We start from the raw sequence: 26,285 nt of genomic DNA, 5'->3' as shown, positions 1-26,285 counted from the left end.
AGGTAACTTTTACTGAAGTGATAACTCAACGCCAGCGTCCATGCTGGCGTAATTTTTTGCTGTTAGCTGCTTTGCCACTTTGTTAATAGCGGTAGCACGTCAGCTTCAAACGAGGTTTGCACAAGTGAAAGCGCGTCAATTGCTGCTTGTATTTTTATGCGTGCATCTGCATCATTAATAGCTTGCCTAAAGGGTAAATTGTTGTCGCCGGCGATGGCGTTAATGGCTGTGATAGCGTCACTGATTTGGCTATCTATTTTACTGGCCAGTGCAGAATCAGCCGCACCAACAAAGTCGATAATGCCTTGTTTGTCCGCTGCGCCAGCAAATTCACCGCGATATACATTTTGTACCCCTTGAATGTTGTCAGAAAAATCCGCCAAAGAGTTCCAGCTATATTGCGACTCAACTAATGAGGTATCCGTGGTATTAATGTTGGTGCCAAAAGGCTCTGCAATTTTACCATTGCCGACTTCATCAATAATGCCAATCATGCCGTTGATAAGTTCTTCAATTACCCCTAGCTCAGAGGCATAAACATCATTGTTTGCTGATAACAATAACTCTTTATAGGCAGGAGAGTTACTGTCATTAGCATCATAAGCAACTGTCCAGGCGTCAGCTAGAGCTTGCGCATACTCGCTAAAAACTTCTGCACAAGCGACTAGGTATTCCCGCTCAAGCGCGGTCATTTCATCGATAGTTTTTTCATTGTCGGTTAAGCCGTCACCGAATAGCAAAAACTCCATGGTATGAAAGCCTTGTACGTCGTCATTGAACGCTTTAACCTGCTGTGCGGTAAAGCCAGATTGCGACGCCAATAAGGCTTGTAAATCGCTAGTGTTAAGCGGCCAAGTGTCTAAATGTGGGTCAATTGACAGCGCATCTACTGGACCAAAAATATGGGCTTCACCTTGCTCCCATGGGGTACGCACATCGCGCCACGCCTGTTGGCTAGCCGCTAAGTTTTCTGCGCTCGGATTATTTAACAGAGTTAAGGTGGTTAAGTGAAACGCTTGCGCTTGCGTGCTCAAAGACATGTAGCCGCTAACAATAACATCATTGGTTAAATTAGTGATCATCTCACTGGCATTAAATGAAAAACTGTTATCAACAACTGGTGTTTCTGGCTCAGACTCTGTTGAAGAGCCTCCGCCACAAGCGGATAAGATAATGGCTGACAAACTGATGGCGACAAGTGATTTTTTTAACTGCATGGTTAAGTCCCTTAATTTTTAATAAGTTAATTAGTTTAAATCGCAAATTTGCGTATTTTATATCGTGAAAAAATATCCCAGTGACAAAGCAACTGAACGGGTGTTATCAAGGTTTTCTTGGGCATAGTGTTGCTCTGCAACTTGCATTTTGAAAACCAACTCTGGAATAGGAAAGTAATTGACGCCAAACGATAATTCTTGTTTATCAAAGCGTGAAGTTGCTATGCCATCAGCCACTTTTTTAATGGGATTAGCATAATCATAGGCGGCAAAAATACGAAGCTGAGACGACAAACCGAGCAAGCCTTGCGCGTTGTAGCCTAATTCAACAAACGCAGATTCAGCTTCGCTGCCCAACTGTGAAAAGTTACCGGGTTTTAAGCCTGCGGTGGTTTTATTGGCTAAGGTGATGGCGGCACTGTCGTCTAACTGACCGTATAAATATTGGCCTCGTGCTATCCAATTGCCGATTGTCCACGCGCCATGCAGGCCTATGATTTCTATATTACCGTCGCCCGCGAGATTGTTTTGGTTATTGCGATTACCTGTGGTGTCGCTGGTGTAATAGCTAAAGCCAATGCCTTTGTCTTTTTTGATGTCGCCATAATCTAGACGAAATGTGAGCGCTAAGTCATCAGCGTTGGTTTGCTCAAAACGTTTTTGATGGCCAGTAGCGGCCCATTGGTAGGTGCGAAAATATTCTGAGTTTAAGCCTGTGGTTAACAGTATTTGGGCATTAAAATTTTGCCAATTGGCCATAATATTGAACCCAGTTTCGTTCCAAGTTTGTGGGATCATAGTCGCTTCACTCCAGTGGCGCTCAGCAGTCATATATTGTGCTGGTTTATGTAGCTCAGTTCCTATGCCTACCGGTATAAAAATACGGCCCATTTTTACCGCTAAATACGGGTTGGCTTGATAGCGAAGTTGTAATTTTTCAACCACCACTTCACCGCCGGCTTCTATTTCACTTTCAAACTCACCAAACTCTTCAAAACCATCGTACTCTAGGGTCACACCTGTGCCGCCATGCTCATACTCAAGCTCAAACTCTAATTGCCATTTAGGGGTGAAGTCGTAGGCAATCTCCAGTACCACACGTTCAAGATCGGTACTTGCGCGTCGATTTGGCTCAAGATCTTGTGTGTTCCTAAACACTTGTTCACTTTTATAGCGCGCACTGCCGTATGACTTTATTTGCCAGTTTTTTTGCCCAGCTAATAGCGGGCTTGTGGTTGTCGCTGCAGGGGCTTTTTGGCTTGTCAGCATGGCCTGAGATTGTGCTTTTAATACCTGTAATTGTCGTTCAATTTCAGCAATTTTTTGTTGTTGTGCAATGTGATCTGCCGCGGTAAGCGTGGTACTTGCTGCTTGCTCAGCAAGTACTGCGCTACTAAGCAATAACAGTGGCATTAGGACGAATTGTTTCATAAAAACCTAAATCATAATGAGAATTAATTGTATTGGCGGAAAAGTATAAAGCGATAAAAACACAGATGCAAATGATAATCTAACTCATTTGCAATATAATTTAAAAATAAAGAAAGCATCATTACTATGAAGAAAGGGAGGAGCGTGGTGGCAGTCAGTAAAACAGGGGAGCAATAGGTTTTAAATTGTCAGTGGTCAGTAAAGCAGAGTAGCTTAAAACTGCCCACTTACAGCTTTCTTCCTGCAGTGTTTAATATTAAATTTAGAGAGTATTGCTGTGCAGGGCGATGCGGTTGCCTTCTGAGTCATGAATAATGGCGCGAAAACCATGACCGCCGATTGACATTTTTTCTTCAACCAGTCGGCCACCATGCATTTCGCATTTTTTGATAGCGTCATCAAGGCGACCGTTGACATTAAAGTAAATAAGCGGCCCGGAAGTAAAAATTTGCTCTGCCGGCGATGGAACTAAACAGCCAGACACATTGGTTTGTGCGTGCGGTAAAAGGCCGATGGTAAAATGTTCAAACTCCTCTTGTTTAACTTCAGCGTTAAGTACCGCGCTATAAAATGTCATTGCCCGTGGCAAGTCAGTAACGGGAATATCAACCCATACAATTTGATTTTCCATGACAGCTCCTGTTTTTATGCAAATACAGTGCATGTTTAACGCCAATCCGCGCTATAAGTTATGCTGGCTTCATGGCTTGGCTCGTGGTATTTAGCGAGTGCGTATTAGGGCAAGTATAGTTGATGAATTTAATTCACCCTAGTTGCAGGCAATAGCTAGTCAGTCCGTACCAGAGTGGGTAGAATAATTGCTTTGCTTTTTATTAACTTGGCGTGCGAGACCCTATGCGAATTATTCACACCTCTGACTGGCACTTAGGCCAACACTTTTATGGCAAAAGTCGCGCCGACGAGCATCAAGCGTTTTTAAATTGGTTGCTTGACCAGTCACAACGTCAGCAAATAGATGCCATCATTGTTGCCGGCGATATTTTCGATACCGGCACGCCACCAAGCTATGCCCGCGAAATGTATTTTGACTTTATTGCCAAACTTCACCAAGCTCGTTGTCAGTTAGTTGTGCTGGCGGGTAACCATGACTCGGTTGCTATGCTTAGCGAGTCACAACAGTTGGTACAACAGCTGTCGACGCGGGTTATTTCAGCGGTTAGCGATAATATTGCTGAGCAGGTATTTGTGCTGAAAAGCTTAAAAACGCAGCAGCAAGCGGTAATTTGTGCCATTCCGTTTATTCGCCCGCGCGATATTGTTAAAAGCTATGCCGGCCAATCCGCACAAGAAAAACAAGGCGCACTGCAACGCTCGATTGCGCAACATTATCAAACCCTATTTACGCATGCACAGGACTTATCACAGGCTCATAAAGTTAATGGTAGCCGTTTAGCCATTATTGCCACCGGTCATTTAACTACAGTGGGTGCATCAATGAGTGAATCTGTACGCGATATTTACATCGGTACTTTAGCGGCGTTTCCAGCCAGTGAATTTCCTGCCGCTGACTATATAGCCTTAGGGCATATACATAGACCACAAAAAGTTACGAAAAGTGAACATATCCGTTATAGCGGCTCGCCGATAGCGTTAAGTTTTGATGAAGCTAATACTGAGAAAAGCCTCGTTATTGCTGAGTTTGCTCAAGGCCAGCTCAGTCAGGTTGAAACCCTAACAATTCCCCGCTTTCAAGCTTTGGCCATGGTAAAAACGCAATTAGCAAATTTAGCTGAAGATATTACCGCTATTGTTCAGACAAGATTCCCTGATACCTTAGTGAGCGCAGCACATGGTGAGGGTGGTATAAGTCAACACAAACAAAAGCCTGAAAAAATCTGGCTTGATATTGAAATTGACAGTGCAGAGTACCTGCAAGACTTAACTAGCCGCATCACGCAAATAACGGCAGAGTTGCCAGTGGAAGTGTTATTAGTTAGGCGTAGCAAAAGTTCACGCCAACAAATGCCAAGTCATGAGAAAAAAGTCACCTTGAGTGAGCTGAGTGTGCAAGAGGTATTTGACGCCAGAATGGCGCTAGAGTCGTGGCAAGGTGAAGACTTGCAAGCGCGTAAAGCGCGTTTAAATAACTTGTATCTTAGCATTGCTGAGCAAACGCAGTTGGCGAGCTCAGCAAAGCGTGCGCTGGCGCAGCAAAGTGAAGTAGAACAAAGCGAGCAGGAAAAGGCCAAGGCGGAGCAAAAGTAATGAAAATATTATCGTTACGCTTGGAAAATATTAATTCTTTAAAAGGCCACTGGAAAATAGACTTTACTCAAGCACCGTTTGATAACAGTGCCTTGTTTGCCATTATAGGACCAACAGGGGCGGGTAAAACCACGATCCTCGATGCCATGTGCTTAGCGCTGTATCACCAAACGCCGCGCTTAACGGTTTCCGATAAACAAAATCAGCTGATGACGCGCCATACTAGCAGCTGTTTAGCGGAAGTTGAATTTGAAGTAAAAGGTCAAGCCTACCGTGCGTTTTGGAGTCAACGACGAGCAAAAAATCGCATTGATGGCAAGTTACAAAAGCCGGTTGCAGAATTAGCAAAAATAGCGGCAAGTGCACAGCATTTAGTGCCAGATACCGGTCAAGCAAATCATGGCGAAGCAGATGTTATTGCCACTAAGGTGTCAGAAATTCGCAGTGAAATTGCCCGTATAACCGGCTTAGACTTTGCGCGTTTTCGTAAATCTATGATGTTATCGCAGGGAGAGTTTGCGGCATTTTTAAACGCGCCAGCCAATGTTCGCGCGGAATTACTCGAAGAGCTAACTGGTAGTGAAATTTATGGTGATATTTCCAAAGCGGTATTTGAGCAACATAGAGCCGCCAATGATGAATTAAAATTACTAACAGCAAAAAGTAATGCCATGGCGCTATTAAGCCCAGAGCAAGCGCAAGACATTAAGCAAGAGTTAGCTAAGGTAAATGCTCAGCAACCCCCTATTTCTGCGCAACTCACACATTGGCAGCAGGTGCGGCACTGGTTAATGAATTTACATAGTGTTGAACAACAAAAGCAAGCGGTAGTTGAGCAACAAGCGTCGGCGCAACAAGCCCAACTTGAACATGCAGAGCAATTACAAAGCCTAGCCCGCTCAGAGCCTGCTGAAAATTTACGCGCAGAATACCAGCAAGTGTGCAATATAAACCAACAAATTGCTGAGCTTGATCTACAAGCAACACAGTTAGTTGCAGCCTTAAGCGAAGAAACGGTTCAAGTTAACGAGGCTGAGCAAACGTTGGCTGAGCTAGACTTAGCAACAGAAAAACTGCAGGCACAGCAACAAGCAACCGAGCAATTAATTACCGAGCAAGTGTTGCCACTCGATAATAAAATTGCCCATCAATTAAGCTATAAAGAACAACAAAGTACGCGTCTTAAAAGTGTCAGCACCGAGGTGCAACAAAGCCAAGCGGCCCTCGCTAAGTTAAAGGCAAGTGAGCAACGCCAGCAAGCACAACTCAATGAAACGCAGCATTTTATTAGCCAACAAAAACACTTAGCAATTCTGCCAGAGCAATTACCTTTATGGCGAAATATTTTAGCGCAGCTAGTCAATGAACAGCAGGCAAGTTTTCAGTTACTAACAAATGAGCAAGTATTACAACAGCAGGCAGAGCAATGTCAGCTTGAATTGACTCAACAGCAGCAACAATTGACGGCACTTGAGGCCGACATTAAGCCACAACAGCTTAAGCTAACTGAACACGGGCAAGCAGTAACTGCCTTGTTGGCACAGCATGACTGTCAAAGTGAGGTAATGCTAAATCAACAACTGCATCGCATGCAGTCAATGCTTGCTGAGCAAGCGCAAGCGCAACTTAATGCCGAACGCTTTCAAAGTTTAACTCTTGAGCTGCAAGAAACTGAGCAAACACTGACGAAGGACCAACAACAATTTACTCACATTGCTGAACAACTCAGTACTTTACGCGATCAATATAAACAACAGAAGTTAGCCTTACGCGATGTACAACTGATTGTTGAACAAGAAAAAACCATCATGTCGTTGCGTGAGCATAGAGCCAACTTACAAACAGATCAGCCTTGCCCTTTATGTGGCTCAATGCAGCACCCAGCCATTGCCGATTATCAAGCATTAACCGCAAACGCGGCAGAAGAAACAGCGCATCAACGGCGATTAACGCAATTAAATACTGAGGTTGAGCAGTTAGAGCTGCAAGGTAAACGTCTATCGGCTGAGCATGAGCGGCTAACAGAGCGTTTAGCCTTGATGAAAGAAAGCCAAACAATAAAACTACAAGAGCAACAGCAATTGCAGCAACATTGGCAGGTTCAGCGCGAACGTTTAGCAATGACGGTTGATATATCGGCATTGGCGCAAATTAGCGCTGAGCTCAAAGAAAGGCAAACTAAGTTTAGCCAACTGACGCAAGCCAATTCTGAGTTACAACAATTAAAACAAGCGCAGCAACAACAAGCTGAACTACTCTCAGAGCAAGAAAAACAGCAAATTAATTTATCCAATGCAATACAAAACTTAACCGTGCAATTAAGTCAGCTACAACAACAGGTGACACAAAATAGGACACAATTTAGCGATAAACAAAGCTGGTTGAGCCACGAGTGGCAAAAGCTAAGTCAAATAATAAAAGAACATAGCTTAGATATTGATGATAGTTTTAACGTTTTTACACAGCAAGGACAAATGACACTGGCGGACCAGCCTGCGTTTACCCAGGCCATCACATGTCAACAGCAATGGTTAGAAAAGCTTGCACAGCAAAGCCAAGCCTATCAAGCGGCAATGTCGACATTAGCAGTTAATAATGAGCAGTTACAACAACTGCAGCATCAAGTCGCCATCACTGAGCAGCAACTGAGCCAGTTACTTAAATCTGAGCAAACCTTAGTATCTGAAGTGCAAAGCTTAAGCGAGCAATTGCAAGAGGCAAAAGCAGAGCGAGCCGCCTTATTTGCTGAGCAAGAAGTTCAGCAGGTGCGCGCGCAGTTTAAACAACAGTTACAGGAGCAACAACAGGCGTTACAACAAGCGCAAAAACGCCTGCAGCAGCAACAACGACAGCAGCAAAACATTCAAGGTAAGTTAGATGCCAATAAGGACGCTAAGGCCCGACTAGTGCCACAACAACAAGCGATAGCAACGCATTGGCAAGAAAAACTTGCTGCCAGTGAGTTTGCTAATGAAGCAGAGTTTAATGGGGCATTACTCAGCCCAGCGCAGCGCAAATCGCTACAAGAATTGCAAAACACTCTGTTGCAAAATATCCAAGCTGCTAACGCACAGGCTCAGCAAGTACAGCAGCAGTTAAACGTACTTGAGCAAACTAAAGCGCAATTGCACACTCAAACCCAGCAATTGTCACAAGAGTGTAAAGCCGCCGTTGCTGCAAAGGAATTGGCGGAAGATAACGTACTGTTTCAGCAAGATACTGTGCTGGATGAAGCTTTGGATATGACAGAATTTGACCATAAAGCTAGCGTTTGTGAGCAGGCTCTAAAGCAACTGCAAATTCGCCAAGGTCAGCTAAGCCAGCAGTTGGCGCAAGATCAGCAGCAGCGTGACGAGCAACAAGCATTATTAGTCGCAATTGCTAAACAACAAGCGCAATTAGATGACCTAGCACACCTGAATGGTTTAATTGGCGCCGCTGATGGTGCCAAGTTTAGACGCTTTGCCCAAGGCTTAACCTTGGCGCACTTAGTGTACTTGGCTAATCAGCAATTAGATCGCTTGCATGGTCGTTATCAATTGCAACGCCAAGCATCAGATAACTTAGCGTTAGAGGTGCTTGATACATGGCAGGGGGATAGCGTGCGTGACACCAAAACCTTATCCGGTGGCGAAAGCTTTTTAGTCAGTTTAGCGCTAGCCTTAGCCTTGTCGGATTTAGTGAGTGCTAAAACCAGTATTGACTCATTGTTTCTTGATGAGGGTTTTGGCACTTTAGATAACGATACCTTAGAAACCGCACTTTCGGCATTAGACTCACTCAATGCCAGTGGTAAAATGATCGGTGTTATCAGCCATGTTGAGGCGTTAAAAAAGCGCATCGACGTGCAAATTGAAGTGCAAAAACACAGTGGTTTAGGGGTTAGTGAATTAGCGCCGCGCTATCGTTATCAGCCAGACAACTAAGCGCGGCTTCAAGCGGCTTAGTTGCTTGTAAACCAAAACTCGATTTCATCTGTGTCGACATCAAAACGCGCACTATGCTCGACCTTTGCAGGTACATGATACCACTGACCCGTGGTAATGCGCTGGGTGTGCCCATTCATGGTTAATATTAATTCGCCGCGGGTAATAATGCCGTGATTATCAGTATCATGGCGATGACTACCAATAGATGTGCCCGCAGGGTATGAGGCAAATAACACCTCACAGTCTTTGGCACTGAGCTTATAGGCATCAAATCTGCCATCATATAACGGCAGAGATTTGAATTTATCTGGGTATTGGCCAGGCATTAGTTAGTCCCTTTCATGTTATTGCTTGATATAATATAGCGATTTATTTTATTAGAGGCCATTGTGCTTGCCTTAGCTTAACAGTGTAACTTAGCCGCAAAACCTGTTATATAAGCTGTGGTTACGCTAAGTAAAACAAATACTGTTAAAAACGTTTACATTGCGCTAGCTTTTGGCTATAGTGGCGCAGTTAAGTACTCCTATCTAGTTTATTTAACCGATTATTTTTAAATCGTGTTATGCCTTTCCCTTTCACAGTTAGTCATCACTTAATTTATTAAGCTTAAATTATTGTCTGATTTTTCGAGTAGCTTACTCGTGAGAAGTTATTATTTTTCAAATAAAAAAAGAGTCCTATAAAACAATAATATAGCTTTTGTTCATGCGTATTTTCGCACTTAAAAAAGAGTTTATTATGTCTTACACATACCAAGGTACTATCTATTCGATTGCCTCTCCGGTTCGATCCATTTCTGTTAACAAAAACAATGTAGCAATAACGGATCAAAACGGCACCAAGTTAATCAAGTTTACTAACGTAAATGAGTCAAAATCATTTCTAGCTTGGATTTACCAAAGCTAATAGAGCAAGCGATAAAGCAGGGTAACTTTGCTTTTTCGCGTTACTCGTCAATATTCTCGATTCAATAATACCCGCTTTAGCTTAGTTTTTACTGTACGCCAATGAGTGGCCGGTTGGCTTGGCGCAAGTGCAAGTAAATGCTGCCATTGTTCTGCTGTTAGATTAACGCTAGCACCATGGGCCAATAATACTTGCTGCACGGGCAGCGCTTGAATTTTTTTCAATGACGAGAAATAGCGCTTAGGGTAAAAAACAGGGTAGGGAGGAATAAAATTGTCTCTAACTTTTACCATTAAATCTGCAACATAAACTTGTGCACTGGCTTGATGATATAAGGAAATATCTCGGTCGGTATGTCCTTGAGTAAAATGCACTTGCCAGTCATCAAAGCCGGGTAAAAACTGCAGATCGGTCAAGTAATAATCAGGTGTTAATTTGCGGGCATAGTAGATAAACTTTTTTTGCTTTTTCTTGCGACTGGCCACCCATAATGTCAGTAACATATCGGTGAGGTGCATCAGTCTACCATCTATCCCGCTGTACCATTGTCCCGCTACATTTGCCATTGCCACCTTAGTGCCATATTTTTTTCGCAGCGTTTGCGCAGCACCGGCGTGATCTGGGTGCATGTGTGTGACGACAATCAGTTTAAGATCTGACATTGGGCGCTTAAGCTGTATGGTGATAAACGACTCTATGCTGGCAATATCGGCACGACAACAGCCATCGAGTAATAAGAGTTTGTCAGCATACTCAGCTAAATAAATATCTTGAATATAACCCTTGATACGGTGCAGTTTTATCATTTATCGCTACTTGGTAAGTTTATCTGCCATTAAACTACCTTGTTATACAAAAATATTCAACAGGTTAGACCAGTAGTGATTAGGTGAAAGTGAGCATTAAGACGCGTCGGCATTACCGGTATTGATAAAACGTCGTAACCGTGTCAGTTGTAATTGTTGCACTTTATCGACTATTGGCGCCAGTTTGTTTAAGCCGCCGTCAAGATAGCCAACCACATGATAATAAAAAGTTATTTTTGTTTGCTTGGCGTTAATTTGCTCAAACTTCCACGACATGGCACCGTTTACCGCCATCATTTGCAAAGGCCCTAAGCCACCAAGCATTTTAATTTCTTGACCGGGAGCAAGATAAGAAACCCTCATGTGCATGGCTTGCTTTTCGCCAGCACGTTCACAAAAACAGCCACCAACACGAGCGTCAATACTCAAATTCTCAGCCTTACCAAACCAAGTGTGTTCAGCACTCCACCATTGACCGATATTGAGAAATTTTTGATAAGCTTGCATTTTATCTGCATTGACCACGATGTCGATGTTAATGGTAAAACTCTGCTCATTGCTAGTGATCACCGTTGCCTGATTAAATAGCGGGCATAACGCGAGTAACAAAATAAGTATGCGCATAACTGTTGCCTTCTTGTTGTGAGTAATTTTGCTGATGTGATTAATGTAACAGCGCTTGTCTAGTAGCACTAGCTATCATCAAACATTTGTTGCTGTTTTCAGTTTAGTAGCAAAGTTATGACCTATTTACTAACGACTGGTAATTGTCTGTGGTGTGGATAGCTAGATTTTGTTAAACTTTTTGCAACTTATCGCAGCTGTAAATGATGGCTGTAAATTATTCAATTGTTTGGAAATACCATGAAAATTACCGATAAAACCGTTGTCCAGTTTCACTACACTCTTAAAGATGAAGCGGGGTCGGAAATAGAAAATTCACATGCTGGCGAACCCTTAGCCTACTTGCACGGCTACAAAAATATGCTAGTAGGCGTAGAAAAAGCATTAACGGGTAAAGCGGCAGGTGATAAGTTTTCTGTAACCTTACAGCCCGAAGAGGCTTATGGTCAGCGTCAAGAAGATGCCATTCAGCGCGTACCTGTTAAGCACTTACAAGGTTTACCAACACCTAGCGCTAAGTGGAAGCCGGGTATGACTGCGGTAGTTAATACAGACGCTGGTCAGCGCCAAGTAACTGTGCTCAAGGCGGGTAAGTTTATGATCACCGTTGATATCAATCCACCACTGGCGGGTAAAGTATTAACGTTTGATCTTGAAGTGGTGGATGTGCGCGAGGCAAGCGCGGAAGAAATTGAGCATGGCCATGCCCATGGCGTAGGCGGACATCAACACTAGGCATTTAAAGTCATTAGTTACGCGTCTTTTTACACAAAAAACCAACCTGAGGTTGGTTTTTTGTTTTAATGAATAAACCAAAGGTAACTTAACGGTATAACACAGCAATTTAACGCATTTATTTCTAATTTTTTTGCCATACTGTTATTGACACTGATACAGTCAAATTGAAATCACAATAACAAAAAGGTTCATATCATGTTTTTGAGAAAACCACTTTTTATGGCTATTTCTATACTGGTGAGCTCAGTAGTGGCGCAAGCTGCTTGGGCTGATACGTTGGTTATTCATGCCGGCGAGTTACTCGTTAGTGCAAAACAGGCACCACTTAAGCAACAAAGTTTAGTGATCCGCGATGGCAAAATTATCGATCGTCAAGCGGGCTTCATTAACCCAGATCAAGTCAGCGACAATGCACAGCTAATTGATTTATCAAAACGTTTTGTTATGGCCGGCTTAATGGATATGCATGTGCACTTGCAAGGAGAATTGGGGCCAAATAATGATAAAGAAATGGTTAATCAATCAGCGGCTGATACCTTAGTAAAAAGCGCACATTTTGCGAAAAAAACCTTATATGCTGGCTTTACCACGGTAAGAGATTTAGGTAGCCGTGCTGAGCAAATATATGCTCTGCGAGATGGTATTGCCCGCGGCTGGATTGAAGGGCCGACGATAATTGCTGCCGGGACAAGCGTCGCTGTTACCGGTGGCCATGGTGATGTTGATGGTATTGCGCCTGATTTAATGCGCCTTTATACCGCAGAAACAGTGTGCGATGGACCATACGATTGTCGGCGCGCAACCCGACATGCGATTAAATACGGTGCCGATGTAATAAAAATTACCTCTACGGGGGGCGTATTATCTGATACGGATACGGGCACCGGTCAGCAAATGGCAGATGATGAAATTAAAGAAGTGGTTGAAACCGCACACGCGCTTGGCCGTAAAGTGGCCAGTCATGCACATGCCGCAACAGGTATTAACGCCGCACTTCGCGCTGGTGTAGACAGTATTGAACATGGCAGTTATGCCGATAAAGAAAGTATTAAACTATTTAAAAAATCAGGTGCTTACCTAGTGCCGACGTTAATGGCAGGGGATACTGTGGTTCAGATGGCCAAAACCACTGATTTTATGTCAGATGCTATCCGAGCTAAAGCCATTCGTGTTGGCAGTGATATGATTGAAAACTTCCAGCGCTCATATAAGGCAGGGGTGAAAATCGCTTATGGCACCGACAGTGGCGTTTCTAAACACGGTAACAATGCCAGAGAAGCCCAGTTAATGCATGATGCAGGCATGTCCGCGCAAGATATCTTGATATCGGCAACCATTCATGGTGCCGACTTGATTGGTAAGTCTACAAGCTTAGGTACCTTAGAAGCGGGTAAAATTGCCGATATTATTGCTATGGATGCCAGCCCATTAGCCGATATAAATCAATTGCTAGATATTAACTTTGTGATGAAGTCAGGCAAGGTAGTTAAACAAAAGTAATAGCTAACTGTATTGGCCGTCATTGAAAACCTAGGCTGTTTTATCAGTAACAGCCTTGGTTTTACCTTTAATAAGCCCTGTGGTTAGCGCCACCCCCAACAAGATAACACTAGCACCTATCAGCATCATAAGGCTGATGGTTTCTGCTAAAAATATTGCGCCCCAAATAATGCCAAATGCGGGAATTAAATACGTCACCGATATGGCTTTTGCGGGTCCTAAATGGGCAAGCAAACGAAAAAATAAAATATAAGCGATGCCGGTACAAATAACGCCAATTAAGACTACTGCGCTGATGGCACTGTCACTGGGCAATGTTTCGGGCAGAAAAAATATACTTAGCGGCAATAGCATAGCAGTGGCAGCGATTTGACTACCCGTTGCTAATGCTAGTGGCTTGATATTCGCCAAATACTTTTTTGTATAATTGGCGGCAAAACCATAACAAAGCGCCGCTAACATAGCGGCCAATGTGGGCAACAGAGCATTGGTTTTTGCTGTGTGCGCTATGGCGTTGCTATCAAGGTGCAGGTGTTCGAATACCAATAAATAAACGCCAAAAAAGCCAAGACAAAGCCCTAAGCTTGCACTTAAGGTTAAGCTATCTTTTAACCACAAATAGCCAACAATCGCCGCGAACATAGGCGCAGTTGCATTTAGCACTGAGGTTGTACCTGCACTCAGGGTTAATGCCGCATAAGCAAATAAACAAAATGGTATTGCCGTATTAAAAGCGCCAACAACAAAAATATCGCGCCAGTGTCCTTGCATACCATTGGTTTGCTTATAGATCGCCAAGCAAGAGAGTAAAAATAGCGCTGCAATTCCAGTGCGTAGGGTAGTGAATACGATGGCACCAAATTCAGGGGCACCGATGCGCATAAATAAAAAAGACGCGCCCCAAATAGCGGCCAAGAACAAGAGTTCGATACTGCCATTGCGTGGTTTGGTTTTAAAAATCGTCAATGCGGCTCCTTAAAAAACGCGTGTTGCGCCACAAAAAATATCATTGTTGCGACTAAGTATTACATAGCTAGTGATAAAAAAGTGGCGATAATCAGCCACTTGATTTTTTATTGCCTGTTTTCTTGTTCAATCGCGAGTACGGTTACCGTGGCCATGTCAGTGAGCTGAAAGCTGATATTAACGTCATACAAGCGCATACCATAACGCTTATCATCCAGTTTTTGCTGTTTGTAAGCGGGGCGCGGATCTTGGCTTAATACTTCAGTGATCAGCGTTTGTAATTGCGGATAATCTGCTTGCATACGCGTCAGGGTGAGCTGTGCCTTATGACTGTAGAGCACATTTAATGTTTGTAATGGCGGTTTTTGGGCAAAGCCTGCTTTTGCTGTGGTGATCATATCGGCATAAGGCACATAGGGTTTGATATCAACGACAGGTGTACCGTCAAGCAAGTCTAATTCACTGATGTGCAAAATCACCTGTGAGTGTTGATCAGCACAAGGTCGCAGCTCTATGTCATCCAGTTTGACTACAGACATGCCAATAGGGCTAGGCCTAAACGTTGAGCGGGTAGCAAAGACCCCGAGTTTTTTATTGCCCCCCAAGCGCGGTGGCCGCACGAGTGGCTGCCAACCTTGTGCCTGGGTGCCATGAAAAATAAATAACAACCAAAGGTGACTAAACTGCGCTAAACCACGCACGGCATCAGCATGGTTAGCGCTGCCCGTTAAGCGTAATTGACCCTTTGCCGCCGTCACTAGGCCAGGCTGGCGCGGAATGGCAAATTTTTCTTTATACGGGGAGTCAACCTTCCCTATCACCGATAAATTAACGTGCTCGGTCATTATTACTCTTGCTCTATGTGGTAAGCGCGACCATAACACACTAAAGTGGCAAGACAATGTTTGGCCGCTTGGTCATCTTCAATCAAAACACATTGACTAAAAATAATGGCATTGGCGCCAAGCCCAAATGCTTGTCGCCTTGCTTGCGTGCGGGCGTCGATTTCATTTGGCACAGCGTGATGGGCTTTTGCTTGGCAAGATTGTCCCTCCACTAAGCCAAGAAACCTATAGTCGCTACCTAGCTCTTGCTCTTGCGTTAAAATGCGTACATTTGTTGGCGAAAAATAGTGTTGAAAGTTTTCTTTATCTAAATTGGTTGAAACTTGGTTAATGTTGGCGCAGCCAGCAACAAACCCGAAAAATAATAGGGCTATCACAGGGTTTAGGTGTCGGGGCATAGTGCATAAGTTACTCGTTTTTTTCATCAAGTAAATCCTTGTTGTTTATTGCTTTGCTAAGGCAAGTGAGTATGTTTGGCAACGCTGGTATCGCCTTTGATCCAATAATTAAACAGTTGCTCAATAGTGCCACTTTGTTTTTTCATCCCTAGCCAATTACGCATAAATAATTCAAATGCATGATCATTTTTGTTGATAGGAAACGCCATATATAGCGGTGCTAGCTCGGGTTTTGGCACCACAACCGTATAACTAGGGTTTAACAGAGTCCATGCAGAGGACGCAGCGGCGCCAAATACCATAGCATCGATATGATCATATTCTGGCTTAAAAAACAGGCGTGGTGTTGATATTTCCCAAGCTTTACCCTGAGTAAAAATACGCTGTACTGCTTTTTTATAGTAAAAACTTTCTGGTATACCTAAAATGAGATCATCACGCGCCAAAATGTTCGACCACTGGGTAAACTCAGCGCGGCGCTTGTCTTTAACCAGCAGTGCTAAGCTTTGTGTACTGTATGGCATAGTTAAGGTAAATTGCGCCATGTTGTCTGGGATCACAGGTACACCTGTGGTTATGTCGAGATAACCTGAGGCTAACAATGAGGTTGCTTGGGCACGAAATATTCTGACAAACTCAATTTCAACATCTAAATCGATCGCGAGTTGGTGCATTATTTCAATATCAAAACCAACTAATTTACCGTCGTGGTTGTGAAAGGCATAAGGCAGATCGTCACGAAAATAGCCAACACGCAAAAAGCCTCGTTGTTTGATGCGAGTTAATACGTCTAAAAAAGGTTGTGTAGTCGCACTATTCGCTGAGGCTTCTGCAAGGTTACGACTTTTGACTGGCTCAAGTAATAAATCGCGCTCGATAAACTTGCTATAACCTTGGTATTGGTAACTGATGGCGCTAAACGCGTACTTTAACGACATAAAGGCAACCACAGACAGCAGTGGGATCAAGAGCAGGTTTTTCAACAAAGGTGTTTTCTTTAGTTGAAATGCTTTTGCCATACTGGTGGCTACCAGTATAGGTAAACAGCTGGCAAAAGTTACTGAAAGCAGGGCCGATAATCGGCCTACCACTAAGTTTTCCGCCACAATAAAAAAGTCGAACATCGACTGAGAAACATTAAACAGCTCTAACAAGTTTTGCATGGCTAATGTGCTAGTGCCAAACAGTTGCGGAATACCGATTACGATTAATTCAAGATAGTCTTCAAAGCTGATATATGCACCTGAGAACCACGCCGCAAACAACACAAACAATAAGGCTAATAACTTACCGCCAACTGGCAAGCTGTAGCTGATAGGTACCAAGACTTCAGCTACGCGATCGGCATTATCAACATCATCGTATTGTTTGCTGATCAGTTGCTTGGTTTTTTCGACAATTATGGGAATAACAACAAAGAAGCTGCCCGTGGCAAATGCGGTGATCATCGCCTCTCGTGATGCCTTTAAAATCGCGCGATAGCCAAAAGGGGTGACGGTGGCGATTAACGCCGGAAACACCACAAACGACAATAGCAAGACTAACACCAAAGCGCTGGCAATATAAATCATCAAGCCATCAAATTGTGAGGCATCTAAGGTTGCGGTTGCCCGCCACCCAATACAAAAAATGCCTATGGGGGCAAAGCGCATCACTAAGCTATTAATATTGCTGATGGCTTGCTTTAAGTTGCTCAGTACCGCCAAGGTATGGCGTTTATTTCTAATCGGCATTAAGCCAACCCCCACCAGTATGCTAAAAAATACCACAGACGGTATCACGGCATTAGCAAAGGCATTAAAGGGGTTTGATGGAATAAATAAGGCAATCAAGCTGAATTCTTGGCTCACTTTTACTGTGTTGGCACTATAAAACTCGGCGCTTTGCCAATTAGGAAACGATAGCGGAGCCATTAAGATAAAACACAGCATTAAGGTCATAAGCAAGAGGATTAACAAAAGCGTGCTTTTTAACGCAGCTTTCGCTTTTTGCGCCGATAAGCCACCAATACCTAACATCAATGACAGCGCAATATAGGGCAGGGCCGTCATTTGCAATAACATGATAAAGGCATCGGCGAGATGGTTGATGCTGTCATACAGACCTAGGCTAGTGCTGCCTATTATTAAGCCAATTGCCATGGCTATTAAAATACGAACCGATAATGGGATCTGATTAAGTGGCAAAAATTTCATATGGTTATAGGTTTATTTAGCGATCACTGTCTTTAATAGTAAAGTGCTTTTGTCGATTAAAAAAGGCAAACCTAGCAGGTTGTGCAGGGTTTGCCTTTATCTTTGCGTATTGCGAGCGGGTAGTGAGCGCGTTACTTAACGCGCATGCCAGGTTGAGCGCCATCATCTGGGTTGAGTATCCACAGGTCTTTTCCACCTGGTCCTGCGGCTAACACCATGCCCTCAGACAGACCAAAGCGCATTTTACGCGGCGCTAAATTTGCTACCATAACCGTAAGCTTACCAATTAAATCTTCCGGCTGATAGGCCGACTTAATACCCGCAAACACTTGACGAGTCTCGCCACCTGCTTGTTCATCTAGCGATAAGGTTAAGCGCAATAATTTATCGGCTTTTTCGACATGCTCAGCGTTAACAATTTTGGCAATACGTAAATCTATTTTCGCAAAATCGTCAAATTGAATTTCTGGCGCAATCGGATCATCCATTAAGGGACCTGAGACTGGTGTTGCCTTTGCAACTGGCGCCATGCTTTCTTTTGACGCTTCGGTCATGGTATTGACTTTATCCATATCAACACGTTGCAGCATGGCTTTAAACTTATTAATTTTATGGTTACTTAGCAAAGTGTTATGACCTTGCCAGACTAATTCGTCATTTAAAAAGGCTGCCGTGCTGTCTGCCAATACAGGTAACACCGGCTTTAAATAAATCATCAAGGTGCGAAACATATTAATGCCTAACGAGCAGATATCATGCACTTCTTGCTGTTTGCTCTCATCTTTCACCAGTTGCCAAGGTTCTTTGATCGCGATGTATTCATTGACTTTATCAGCTAAGGCCATAATTTCACGCATAGCGCGGCTAAACTCTCGCGCTTCATAATAGGCGGCTATTTTATCACCAGCACCCATTACTTCGTCAGCTAAGGCTTGGTTGTCCACATGGCTTGATAGCATGCCATCAAAGCGTTTAGTAATAAAGCTTGCGCAACGCGAGGCGATATTAACCACTTTGCCGACTAAATCAGAATTTACTCGCTGCGCAAAATCTTCGAGATTTAAATCTAAATCATCAATGCGACTGGTTAGTTTAGCGGCATAGTAATAGCGTAGATATTCTGGATTTAAATGCTCTAAATAGGTGCGACCTTTAATAAAGGTACCTTTTGATTTTGACATTTTTGCGCCATTGACCGTGACAAAGCCGTGAGCATAGACAGAGGTTGGCTTTCTATAACCTGCGCCATCGAGCATAGCAGGCCAGAATAAGCTATGAAAATAAATAATATCTTTACCAATAAAGTGGTATAGCTCAGCCTCTGAGTCTAAGCGCCAGAAGCTGTCAAAGTCGATTCCGCTTCGATCGCAAAAGTTTTTAAAGCTGCCCATATAACCAATAGGCGCGTCTAACCAAACGTAAAAGAATTTGCCTGGCGCGTTAGGGATTTCAAAGCCAAAGTAGGGGGCGTCACGACTGATGTCCCACTGTTGCAAACCAGACTCAAACCATTCAGCCAGCTTGTTTGCCATTTCATCTTGTAAGGCGCCGCTGCGCGTCCACTCTTGCAGCATGTCGCCAAAGGCAGGTAAATCAAAAAAGTAATGCTCAGAATCTCGAAGTACAGGTGTAGCTCCAGATACCACAGAGCGCGGATTCAGTACTTGTGTAGGCGAATAGGTTTCACCGCAGTTGTCACAGCTGTCGCCATTTTGATCTTCACTTTTACATTTAGGGCAGGTGCCTTTTACAAAGCGATCGGGTAAAAACATGCCTTTTTCTGGATCATATAACTGTGAAATAGTGCGGGTTTTAATATGCCCTTTCGCATGTAAGCGGTTATAAATTTCTTCGGCAAATGCCTTGTTTTCATCACTGTGGGTAGAGTGGTAATTATCAAAGCTGATATGAAAGTCGGCAAAGTCGCGCATGTGCTCTTCGCGCACTTCGGCAATCATTTCTTCGGGGCTAACACCTAGCTCTTGCGCCTTTAGCATGATAGGGGTGCCGTGGGCATCGTCGGCACAAACAAAATAGGTTTCATGGCCACGCATACGCTGAAAACGTACCCAAATATCTGCTTGAATATGCTCGAGTAAATGCCCTAAATGAATAGAACCATTGGCATAAGGAAGGGCACAAGTAACTAAAATTTTACGCTTATCTGCAGCTTGCACAGAACACTTAGATGATGACATAGAAAGTTTACATATTATTGGTGGTAATTATGCAGAGAATGGTACAGAATTTGTTGTTACTTTTCATTAAGAATTATCGCCTTTATCTGATAAAGGCTAGATATAAGCGCGTTTTATAAATGTTTTCCAAATTCTTTACCAAAAATAAATCTTGCCGTGATGAAATAAGTGTCGAAAGTCAAAAGCAAATTAGTGACTTTCTAGCAACTTATCGTAGTGATACATTTCCGCAAGGGCTGTTAGCTATCGCGTCTGAACACTCCATCACTTGCATAAAAAATAGTGTGGTCATTAGCATGACACTGCCTTTTCCTTGTGATGGCGCACTACATGAGGTGGCAGAACAGTTAACCGAGTTGTTACAACAAACCGTGAGTTTTGATGTTGACTATGACGTGGTGCCGGTGCGCACGCATGCAATCAAAGGCGTTAAAAATATTATTGCCATTGCGTCAGGGAAAGGCGGGGTGGGTAAATCGACTACCGCGGTAAATTTGGCTTATGGCTTGATTGCCGAAGGCTGTCATGTCGGCATACTCGACGCTGATATTTACGGCCCATCAATTCCCACCATGTTAGGCTTACAAGGACAAAAGCCTAGTTCAATTGATGGTAAGCTGCTAACGCCGCTAGAAGTCAATAATTTAGCTGCTATGTCGATTGGGTTTTTAGTTGAAGATACAAAAGCGACCGTTTGGCGAGGACCGATGGCAAGTCGAGCTTTCTCACAGCTACTCAATGAAACCGACTGGCCAGATTTGGATTATCTGATCGTGGATATGCCTCCAGGAACCGGTGATGTCCAACTAACCTTAGCACAACAAGTTCCTGTGGCGGGCGCTGTGGTGATCACCACGCCGCAAGATATTGCCTTAGCCGATGCGGTAAAAGGTATTGCTATGTTTGAGCAAGTAAAGCTGCCCGTGTTAGGTATTATTGAAAATATGAGTTTCCATCAGTGCCAACAGTGCGGTCACCAAAGTCATTTGTTTGGTGAGGGCGGTGGTGAGCGCATTGCCAACAATGAAAACACACCCTTGCTCGGCCAATTGCCACTTGATATTCGTATTCGAGAAGACGCGGATAGCGGCAACAGTGTGATAAATGAAAATAGCACTGGAGAACTAGCCCTGCTGTATCGTAATATAGCGCGCAAAGTTGCCGCGCAAATTTATTACCAGCTTGACATGCGCAGCCCAACTACGGCAGAAATAGTGACGAACAAAAGTTAACTCGCTTTGCTGCCATTCTATTTATGGCCATTACGTTGAAGAAGAATAATCATGAGATTGTGTGACAAAGATATAGAAGAATGCATTAGTAAAGGTGTGATTGGTATCTCGCCAACACCGGATAGTAGTATGATTTCAGGTGTTAGTGTCGACATTCGTTTAGGAAACGAGTTTCGTGTGTTTCAAGATCATACCGCGCCCTATATTGACTTAAGTGGCCCAAAAGATGAAATGCAAAAAGCCATGAACTCAGTAATGAGCGATGAGATTTATATCCCAGATGGTGAAGCGTTTTTTCTCCACCCGGGTGAATTAGCGTTAGCGGTGACTTATGAGTCGGTAAGTTTACCTGATAATATTGTTGGCTGGCTTGATGGCCGGTCGTCATTAGCACGATTAGGGCTAATGGTGCATGTCACCGCGCACAGAATCGATCCCGGTTGGTCAGGGCAAATTGTTTTAGAGTTTTACAACAGTGGTAAGTTGCCGCTGGCATTACGCCCCAAAATGACCATAGCGGCGCTTAATTTTGAAACCATGTCGGCAAGTGCACTACGCCCTTACAATAAGCGTGATAACGCCAAATATAAAGGGCAAATGGGCGCGGTGGCAAGTCGCATTAGTCAAGATGAAAAACACAAATAACTCGCTGATGTAAATATCAGGACTAAGCTGAAAAGGGGCATGCAGAACGTCATTACTGCGCCTCTATGATGCGCGATGGATACGCAGCGGAAATATCACTGGTATCCTCAATACCGGCAATAGTCTCAATTTATTGGGAAAAATTAATGCTCCACAGGGCTATAATTGCACCGTTTCGGGCCAATAACGTGAGCAAAACACCGCGCAATCGCACCTTGAGTGAGTAGGGCTGGTGATCACTAATAAATACTGGGTAATTTGCCAAGCTAAGGATTAACTTGCGCTCACCTTTTTACTCGCGGTTGAGTCTAAGTTACTGATGCTAGAAATGCATAAATTTAAAGCGGCTATTAATTTATCTCGGCTATGGTAATGTGGCACAGTATCGCTGTTTAATTTATGATGGAAAACGTTAACCCGTGTCGAGCTGACGTTTGGATCATGGCATATCGCACTATCAATTGGCAGGCAGCCAATGTTACTTTCTATCCACGCAAGTTTTTCATCTAAAGTTAAGGCGGCGGCTGGGCTATTTTCTTTGACAATATTGTCAATAAAAACACGGTGTGCCTTAGTTTGCGCTAATGCATTGCTAATATCTCGTATTAATAATGGCGGCACGACACTGGTTAAAAAACTGCCGGGTCCAATAATAATTAAATCGGCATTTAAAATAGCGTCTATACAACTGGGCAAACTTTTGACTAGCGGAGCCAGCATTAAGTTTTTTGGCATTACCGGCATATCATCAACGGATAACTCACCAACACGACAGCGACCTTCAGGGTAAAATGCGATCAAATCGGTAGGCGTTTCAGACATAGGCAGTACTGGGGTTTTGACTCTTAATAAGCGCCGAACTAGTTTGATAGACTCTAACGGTTTAGAGTGTATTTGCCCTAAGCCATATAAAATCAAATTACCTAAGTTGTGTCCGCCAAGTTCGTCGTTTCCATCAAAGCGAAAATCAAACAGTTGACTACCAATCGATTTTTCATCAACCAATTGGGTTAGGCAATTGCGTAAGTCTCCCCAGGCAATTGAACTACTGCGCTTTCTTAAACGGCCGGTGGAGCCACCATTATCTGTGGTGGTGACAATACCGGTTAATTGGTTGCCTAAAAAGGATAAGGTGGAAAGAACACGCCCTAAGCCATGTCCACCACCAATGGCAACCACATTGAGCTCTTTTAGCTGCATATGTGTATAAATTTTTATAATTGATAATTAACCATAACGCGGATTATACGATAAATAAAGCGCCTTGCGATAGCTACGCTAAGGTTTGCATAGGAAATAGCTACCATGAGCTGCTTTATCACAATCACAAGTGGCGCTCATTTTTTGATAAAAGTATTTAAGACTACGCTGGATAAACACTTGATAAGACAAAAATTAGCCAACCTGTTCTATAAGTAAGCAATTAAATGAAATCTTTTAAAAAAATAGCTTAATATCTAAAATAAGGGTTGACAGTATCTTGGTCCCTGCTTAGAATGCGCCTCGCTTTCAACGAGTAACTTGTTTACTTTTAGCAAGCAAGATTAAGATAAGTATTAGGCCACTTATTTTTTTCTTTGTGGGGCTATAGCTCAGCTGGGAGAGCGCTTCGCTGGCAGCGAAGAGGTCTGCGGTTCGATCCCGCATAGCTCCACCACATTCAATTTAATAGCGCTAATTTAGGCTGTTAAAAGATAGAAAAAAGATAAGGTAATTAGATATACTATTACAGTAGCTAATTACAACAAAGCAAGGCTTTGTTTTATCGTTTTGTGTCCCTATCGTCTAGAGGCCTAGGACACCGCCCTTTCACGGCGGTAACAGGGGTTCGAATCCCCTTAGGGATGCCACTTCTTCGGAAGACTTCTTAGGAAGTAAAATAGAAAATGAGTTCGTGTTTTTGACACAAACAAAAAATAGGTAATGAAATCATAAGTTCACTAGGCTAGAGCTTTATACGGTTTCATATCACGAATATTTTGCGTTTATAATGTGTCCCTATCGTCTAGAGGCCTAGGACACCGCCCTTTCACGGCGGTAACAGGGGTTCGAATCCCCTTAGGGATGCCACTCATTTTTAGTTAGTTAAGTTTAATGGTAAGTGTTTTTGACACATACTATGGAGTAGACAAGGTTATAATCGGTTCACTAGGCTAGAGCTTGTTAGTTTAACCTTATCGGTAAATATTTCATTTGGTATTGATGTGTCCCTATCGTCTAGAGGCCTAGGACACCGCCCTTTCACGGCGGTAACAGGGGTTCGAATCCCCTTAGGGATGCCACCATTAACTTAGGTTATTAAAGTGCACGTTTTGGGCTTTAATAATCAGCGACAAAATATAATTTAGTGTTATTTACTAGCATTACATTGTTTTAGTGTCCCTATCGTCTAGAGGCCTAGGACACCGCCCTTTCACGGCGGTAACAGGGGTTCGAATCCCCTTAGGGATGCCACTTATTCTTTTACTTTAGGTAAATAGAAAGTGCTTAAAGTGAAATAAAAAAACCGACTTAAGTCGGTTTTTTTATACCTAAAATTTGTCTAACGCGAAATTTTACGCTGCTTTACAAAAGCTTGGTTACCGCACTTACCGCACTTACCGCACATAGCGCAATAGCGCGCATGCGACTTTACTATAATTCGCTGCCCACAAGTGTTTAATCGTTTATAGTGCTGCTGCACATGCCTTTGCTAGCACACCCGTGGTAATAAGGTTAGCGTGGGGGAGGGAGTAAGGCCGAGCTAGTCGGCCGATTATGCATTGACATACCTCGACATGAAAGTGCCAATGAGGCTGTAAAAGTAATCTCGAAAGATCAACAACCGCTAGTAGATAGCGCTTAACGACTCGCTTTCGGGGTGGTGATTAAGCCCATACTTTCTTCAGCAAAGCCGACACCTGCTTCGGTATAGAAGTTAAAGACTTTATCGACACCAAAACTTTCTAGGGCTTTTCGTTCATCGTCATACCGAGCAATAGCAGCAATTTTTCCTTGATAACCGATTCGCGTGATTTGAGTAGTGATATTTTTAATATCTTGCACTGACGGTAGTGCCAACAAGATCAACTCTATTTTATTTAAGTCGATACTTTCCCAAAAATCAGCGTCTTCAGCGTCACCTACATATGCTTGAATATTGTTTTGATTAAGCCAATGCACTTTATCTTTGTCGGTGTCTAAGCCCCAGACTTGTTCGCCCATTTGTGCATTTAATGCTTTATAAGCTCCCATACCCACTCGGCCCATACCAATAATTGCAATAGGGGCATCAATGGGTTGAATGAAGTTATCTTCACTTAACCGGCTATTGCTTTCATAATGTTTGAATTTTTCTTTGTTTTTAGCAAAGAAATCATGGGCAACGTTATAAAGCACATTGGTGATAATAAAAGACAGTGAAACCGCAATCGATAAGATCACTAACCATTGTGAAGACAACCAACCTGACTTATTACTTAGTGCTGCCACGATCAAGCCAAACTCACTAAAGTTACTTAATGCTAATGCCGATAAAAACGCGGTTCTTGCGCGTAATTTGAGCTTAACTAAGATAAAAAAGAACAGCAAAAATTTAACAGGTAAAAGTAAGGTTAAGGCAATTGCCAAAGCTAGCATTTCAAATGTTGGTAAGGCAGTAAAACCAATAGATAAAAAGAAGCCAATTAAAAACAAATCTTTAAAGCTGAGTAATGACTTAGTAATTTCGCTGGCTTTACTGTGCGAGGCCACATACATGCCAGCGATTAACGCCCCTAAATCACCTTTTACTTGAAATAGCTCAAATAACTCATAAGCGCCAAATGCCATAAAAAAGCCCATTAACGGAATAAGCTCGCCGTGACCTGCTTTATCAATAGCTTTATTAACGAGTGGCTTTAGCGGAATAAACGCTAATAGCAAAAGTACCCAAGGGCTAGGGATTTTGCCGGTGGCGGCAACCAGGAAAATGACGGCAAAAATATCTTGCATCACCAGTATAGCAACGGAAAGTTTACCATGACGGGTGCGCATTTCGCCGTGATCTTCCATAAGATTAACAACACACACTGTGCTGCTAAAGCTTAGAGCAAAGACAATTAAGGCCGCGGTTTCTAAGTTCAGCTCACTGATAAATAGCACACTAAAAATAGCGACGGCTTTGACAATAACTAAGGTGATAATTACCCATAATATACTGTGGCTTAAGCTGCCAAACCAAACCTCAGGTTTAACAAAATCTCTGATGTTAAGTTTTAAACCGATAGTAAATAGCATTAAAGTAATGCCAATGTCAGCCAGAAGCGTCAAAGAGCCATCGGCTTGGTAGCCTAAAAAATTTAAAATAAAACCTGCTGCGAGATAGCCAATTGATGGGGGTAATGAAATTAACTTTGTTAATAAGCCACAGGCAAACGCAAATGCAATCCAAATAAACTCCATAATA

General features: G+C 43.1%; 19 protein-coding genes and 5 tRNA genes. 11 read left to right on the top strand and 13 right to left on the bottom strand.

The annotated features are described in order from the left end of the window. Positions 1-62 precede the first annotated feature (62 nt). The 3 genes from B6K83_RS12635 to B6K83_RS12625 all read right to left on the bottom strand — a co-directional run bounded on the left by B6K83_RS12635 (position 63) and on the right by B6K83_RS12625 (position 3,279). Entirely contained in the window at positions 63-1,217 is a 1,155-nt protein-coding gene (locus B6K83_RS12635; RefSeq protein WP_085285286.1) for an imelysin family protein, read from the bottom strand. Positions 1,218-1,274: 57 nt separating this feature from the next. After that, the gene (locus B6K83_RS12630; protein ID WP_085285285.1) at positions 1,275-2,648 is read right to left on the bottom strand and encodes a porin family protein; all 1,374 of its coding nucleotides are present in this window, start codon (positions 2,646-2,648) and stop codon (positions 1,275-1,277) included. 262 nt (positions 2,649-2,910) lie between these two features. After that, entirely contained in the window at positions 2,911-3,279 is a 369-nt protein-coding gene (locus B6K83_RS12625) for a VOC family protein (protein ID WP_085285284.1), read from the bottom strand. A gap of 224 nt (positions 3,280-3,503) precedes the next feature. Between B6K83_RS12625 and sbcD the strand changes: the two genes are divergently transcribed. Both sbcD and B6K83_RS12615 read left to right on the top strand, forming a co-directional pair. Then, positions 3,504-4,874 carry an exonuclease subunit SbcD gene (gene sbcD, locus B6K83_RS12620; RefSeq protein WP_085285283.1) on the top strand — a complete coding sequence of 457 codons (1,371 nt, stop codon included), beginning with the start codon at positions 3,504-3,506 and terminating at the stop codon, positions 4,872-4,874. Beyond that, positions 4,874-8,800, top strand: coding sequence for an SbcC/MukB-like Walker B domain-containing protein (locus B6K83_RS12615; protein WP_085285282.1), 3,927 nt, complete (start codon positions 4,874-4,876; stop codon positions 8,798-8,800). The genes sbcD and B6K83_RS12615 overlap by 1 nt, the downstream gene beginning before the upstream one ends. Positions 8,801-8,817: 17 nt before the next feature. Here B6K83_RS12615 and B6K83_RS12610 read toward each other — a convergent pair whose 3' ends face one another. The 3 genes from B6K83_RS12610 to B6K83_RS12595 form a co-directional block, all read right to left on the bottom strand. Further along, the gene (locus B6K83_RS12610) at positions 8,818-9,129 is read right to left on the bottom strand and encodes a cupin domain-containing protein (RefSeq protein ID WP_085285281.1); all 312 of its coding nucleotides are present in this window, start codon (positions 9,127-9,129) and stop codon (positions 8,818-8,820) included. A gap of 630 nt (positions 9,130-9,759) precedes the next feature. Continuing rightward, entirely contained in the window at positions 9,760-10,515 is a 756-nt protein-coding gene (locus B6K83_RS12600) for an MBL fold metallo-hydrolase (protein ID WP_085285337.1), read from the bottom strand. A gap of 99 nt (positions 10,516-10,614) precedes the next feature. Beyond that, positions 10,615-11,142, bottom strand: a complete 528-nt coding sequence (locus tag B6K83_RS12595) for an SRPBCC family protein (protein ID WP_085285279.1) — start codon at positions 11,140-11,142, stop codon at positions 10,615-10,617. Between the two features lie 240 nt (positions 11,143-11,382). Here B6K83_RS12595 and B6K83_RS12590 point away from each other — a divergent pair, with 240 nt between their 5' ends. Together B6K83_RS12590 and B6K83_RS12585 are read left to right on the top strand one after the other, a co-directional pair. After that, positions 11,383-11,877, top strand: coding sequence for an FKBP-type peptidyl-prolyl cis-trans isomerase (locus B6K83_RS12590; protein WP_085285278.1), 495 nt, complete (start codon positions 11,383-11,385; stop codon positions 11,875-11,877). Between the two features lie 222 nt (positions 11,878-12,099). Next, entirely contained in the window at positions 12,100-13,380 is a 1,281-nt protein-coding gene (locus B6K83_RS12585) for a metal-dependent hydrolase family protein (RefSeq protein ID WP_408607220.1), read from the top strand. A gap of 30 nt (positions 13,381-13,410) precedes the next feature. Here B6K83_RS12585 and B6K83_RS12580 read toward each other — a convergent pair whose 3' ends face one another. The 5 genes from B6K83_RS12580 to metG all read right to left on the bottom strand — a co-directional run bounded on the left by B6K83_RS12580 (position 13,411) and on the right by metG (position 19,982). Next, on the bottom strand, positions 13,411-14,346 hold the full coding sequence (locus B6K83_RS12580; protein WP_233143988.1) for a DMT family transporter: 936 nt from the start codon (positions 14,344-14,346) through the stop codon (positions 13,411-13,413). Between the two features lie 107 nt (positions 14,347-14,453). Continuing rightward, complete coding sequence (gene tsaA / locus B6K83_RS12575) at positions 14,454-15,191, bottom strand: tRNA (N6-threonylcarbamoyladenosine(37)-N6)-methyltransferase TrmO (RefSeq protein ID WP_085285276.1); 738 nt, start codon at positions 15,189-15,191, stop codon at positions 14,454-14,456. Positions 15,192-15,193: 2 nt separating this feature from the next. Beyond that, positions 15,194-15,616, bottom strand: coding sequence for an Rcs stress response system protein RcsF (rcsF, locus tag B6K83_RS12570; RefSeq protein ID WP_085285275.1), 423 nt, complete (start codon positions 15,614-15,616; stop codon positions 15,194-15,196). A gap of 29 nt (positions 15,617-15,645) precedes the next feature. Then, positions 15,646-17,784: a cation:dicarboxylate symporter family transporter gene (locus B6K83_RS12565; protein WP_085285274.1), complete on the bottom strand. Its 2,139-nt coding sequence runs from the start codon at positions 17,782-17,784 to the stop codon at positions 15,646-15,648. Between the two features lie 131 nt (positions 17,785-17,915). Then, positions 17,916-19,982, bottom strand: coding sequence for a methionine--tRNA ligase (metG, locus tag B6K83_RS12560; protein ID WP_085285273.1), 2,067 nt, complete (start codon positions 19,980-19,982; stop codon positions 17,916-17,918). Between the two features lie 119 nt (positions 19,983-20,101). On the opposite strand from metG, the gene apbC reads away from it, so the two are divergent. Continuing rightward, on the top strand, positions 20,102-21,214 hold the full coding sequence (apbC, locus tag B6K83_RS12555; protein WP_085285272.1) for an iron-sulfur cluster carrier protein ApbC: 1,113 nt from the start codon (positions 20,102-20,104) through the stop codon (positions 21,212-21,214). A 51-nt stretch (positions 21,215-21,265) separates the two neighbouring features. Next, entirely contained in the window at positions 21,266-21,859 is a 594-nt protein-coding gene (gene dcd, locus B6K83_RS12550; protein WP_085285271.1) for a dCTP deaminase, read from the top strand. A gap of 273 nt (positions 21,860-22,132) precedes the next feature. Here dcd and B6K83_RS12545 read toward each other — a convergent pair whose 3' ends face one another. Next, complete coding sequence (locus B6K83_RS12545) at positions 22,133-23,059, bottom strand: gluconeogenesis factor YvcK family protein (RefSeq protein WP_085285270.1); 927 nt, start codon at positions 23,057-23,059, stop codon at positions 22,133-22,135. A 381-nt stretch (positions 23,060-23,440) separates the two neighbouring features. Between B6K83_RS12545 and B6K83_RS12540 the strand changes: the two genes are divergently transcribed. From B6K83_RS12540 to B6K83_RS12520, 5 genes are all read left to right on the top strand, one after another. Beyond that, positions 23,441-23,516 (top strand) — tRNA-Ala (locus B6K83_RS12540). A 117-nt stretch (positions 23,517-23,633) separates the two neighbouring features. Continuing rightward, a tRNA-Glu gene (locus B6K83_RS12535) sits at positions 23,634-23,709 on the top strand. A 144-nt stretch (positions 23,710-23,853) separates the two neighbouring features. After that, positions 23,854-23,929, top strand: a tRNA-Glu gene (locus B6K83_RS12530). Between the two features lie 136 nt (positions 23,930-24,065). After that, positions 24,066-24,141 (top strand) — tRNA-Glu (locus B6K83_RS12525). A gap of 96 nt (positions 24,142-24,237) precedes the next feature. Further along, positions 24,238-24,313 (top strand) — tRNA-Glu (locus B6K83_RS12520). Between the two features lie 387 nt (positions 24,314-24,700). Here B6K83_RS12520 and B6K83_RS12515 read toward each other — a convergent pair. Beyond that, a complete protein-coding gene (locus B6K83_RS12515; protein ID WP_085285269.1) occupies positions 24,701-26,281 on the bottom strand; it encodes a cation:proton antiporter family protein in 1,581 nt (526 codons plus the stop codon). Positions 26,282-26,285: the final 4 nt, after the last annotated feature.

Origin of the sequence: Colwellia chukchiensis (assembly GCF_002104455.1) — a bacterium.
GTDB classification, from domain to species: Bacteria; Pseudomonadota; Gammaproteobacteria; order Enterobacterales; family Alteromonadaceae; genus Cognaticolwellia; species Cognaticolwellia chukchiensis.
The sequence above is the reverse complement of the archived record's forward strand: the minus strand, read 5'-3'. Positions and strand labels throughout refer to the sequence as shown.

Bases quoted from the DNA above. Each gene is read 5' to 3' on its own strand.
- B6K83_RS12635 (WP_085285286.1), bottom strand. From the start codon at position 1,217: ATGCAGTTAAAAAAATCACTTGTCGCCATCAGTTTGTCAGCCATTATC.
- B6K83_RS12630 (WP_085285285.1), bottom strand. From the start codon at position 2,648: ATGAAACAATTCGTCCTAATGCCACTGTTATTGCTTAGTAGCGCAGTA.
- B6K83_RS12625 (WP_085285284.1), bottom strand. From the start codon at position 3,279: ATGGAAAATCAAATTGTATGGGTTGATATTCCCGTTACTGACTTGCCA.
- sbcD (WP_085285283.1), top strand. From the start codon at position 3,504: ATGCGAATTATTCACACCTCTGACTGGCACTTAGGCCAACACTTTTAT.
- B6K83_RS12615 (WP_085285282.1), top strand. From the start codon at position 4,874: ATGAAAATATTATCGTTACGCTTGGAAAATATTAATTCTTTAAAAGGC.
- B6K83_RS12610 (WP_085285281.1), bottom strand. From the start codon at position 9,129: ATGCCTGGCCAATACCCAGATAAATTCAAATCTCTGCCGTTATATGAT.
- B6K83_RS12595 (WP_085285279.1), bottom strand. From the start codon at position 11,142: ATGCGCATACTTATTTTGTTACTCGCGTTATGCCCGCTATTTAATCAG.
- B6K83_RS12590 (WP_085285278.1), top strand. From the start codon at position 11,383: ATGAAAATTACCGATAAAACCGTTGTCCAGTTTCACTACACTCTTAAA.
- B6K83_RS12585 (WP_408607220.1), top strand. From the start codon at position 12,100: ATGGCTATTTCTATACTGGTGAGCTCAGTAGTGGCGCAAGCTGCTTGG.
- tsaA (WP_085285276.1), bottom strand. From the start codon at position 15,191: ATGACCGAGCACGTTAATTTATCGGTGATAGGGAAGGTTGACTCCCCG.
- rcsF (WP_085285275.1), bottom strand. From the start codon at position 15,616: ATGAAAAAAACGAGTAACTTATGCACTATGCCCCGACACCTAAACCCT.
- B6K83_RS12565 (WP_085285274.1), bottom strand. From the start codon at position 17,784: ATGAAATTTTTGCCACTTAATCAGATCCCATTATCGGTTCGTATTTTA.
- metG (WP_085285273.1), bottom strand. From the start codon at position 19,982: ATGTCATCATCTAAGTGTTCTGTGCAAGCTGCAGATAAGCGTAAAATT.
- apbC (WP_085285272.1), top strand. From the start codon at position 20,102: ATGTTTTCCAAATTCTTTACCAAAAATAAATCTTGCCGTGATGAAATA.
- dcd (WP_085285271.1), top strand. From the start codon at position 21,266: ATGAGATTGTGTGACAAAGATATAGAAGAATGCATTAGTAAAGGTGTG.
- B6K83_RS12545 (WP_085285270.1), bottom strand. From the start codon at position 23,059: ATGCAGCTAAAAGAGCTCAATGTGGTTGCCATTGGTGGTGGACATGGC.
- B6K83_RS12515 (WP_085285269.1), bottom strand. From the start codon at position 26,281: ATGGAGTTTATTTGGATTGCATTTGCGTTTGCCTGTGGCTTATTAACA.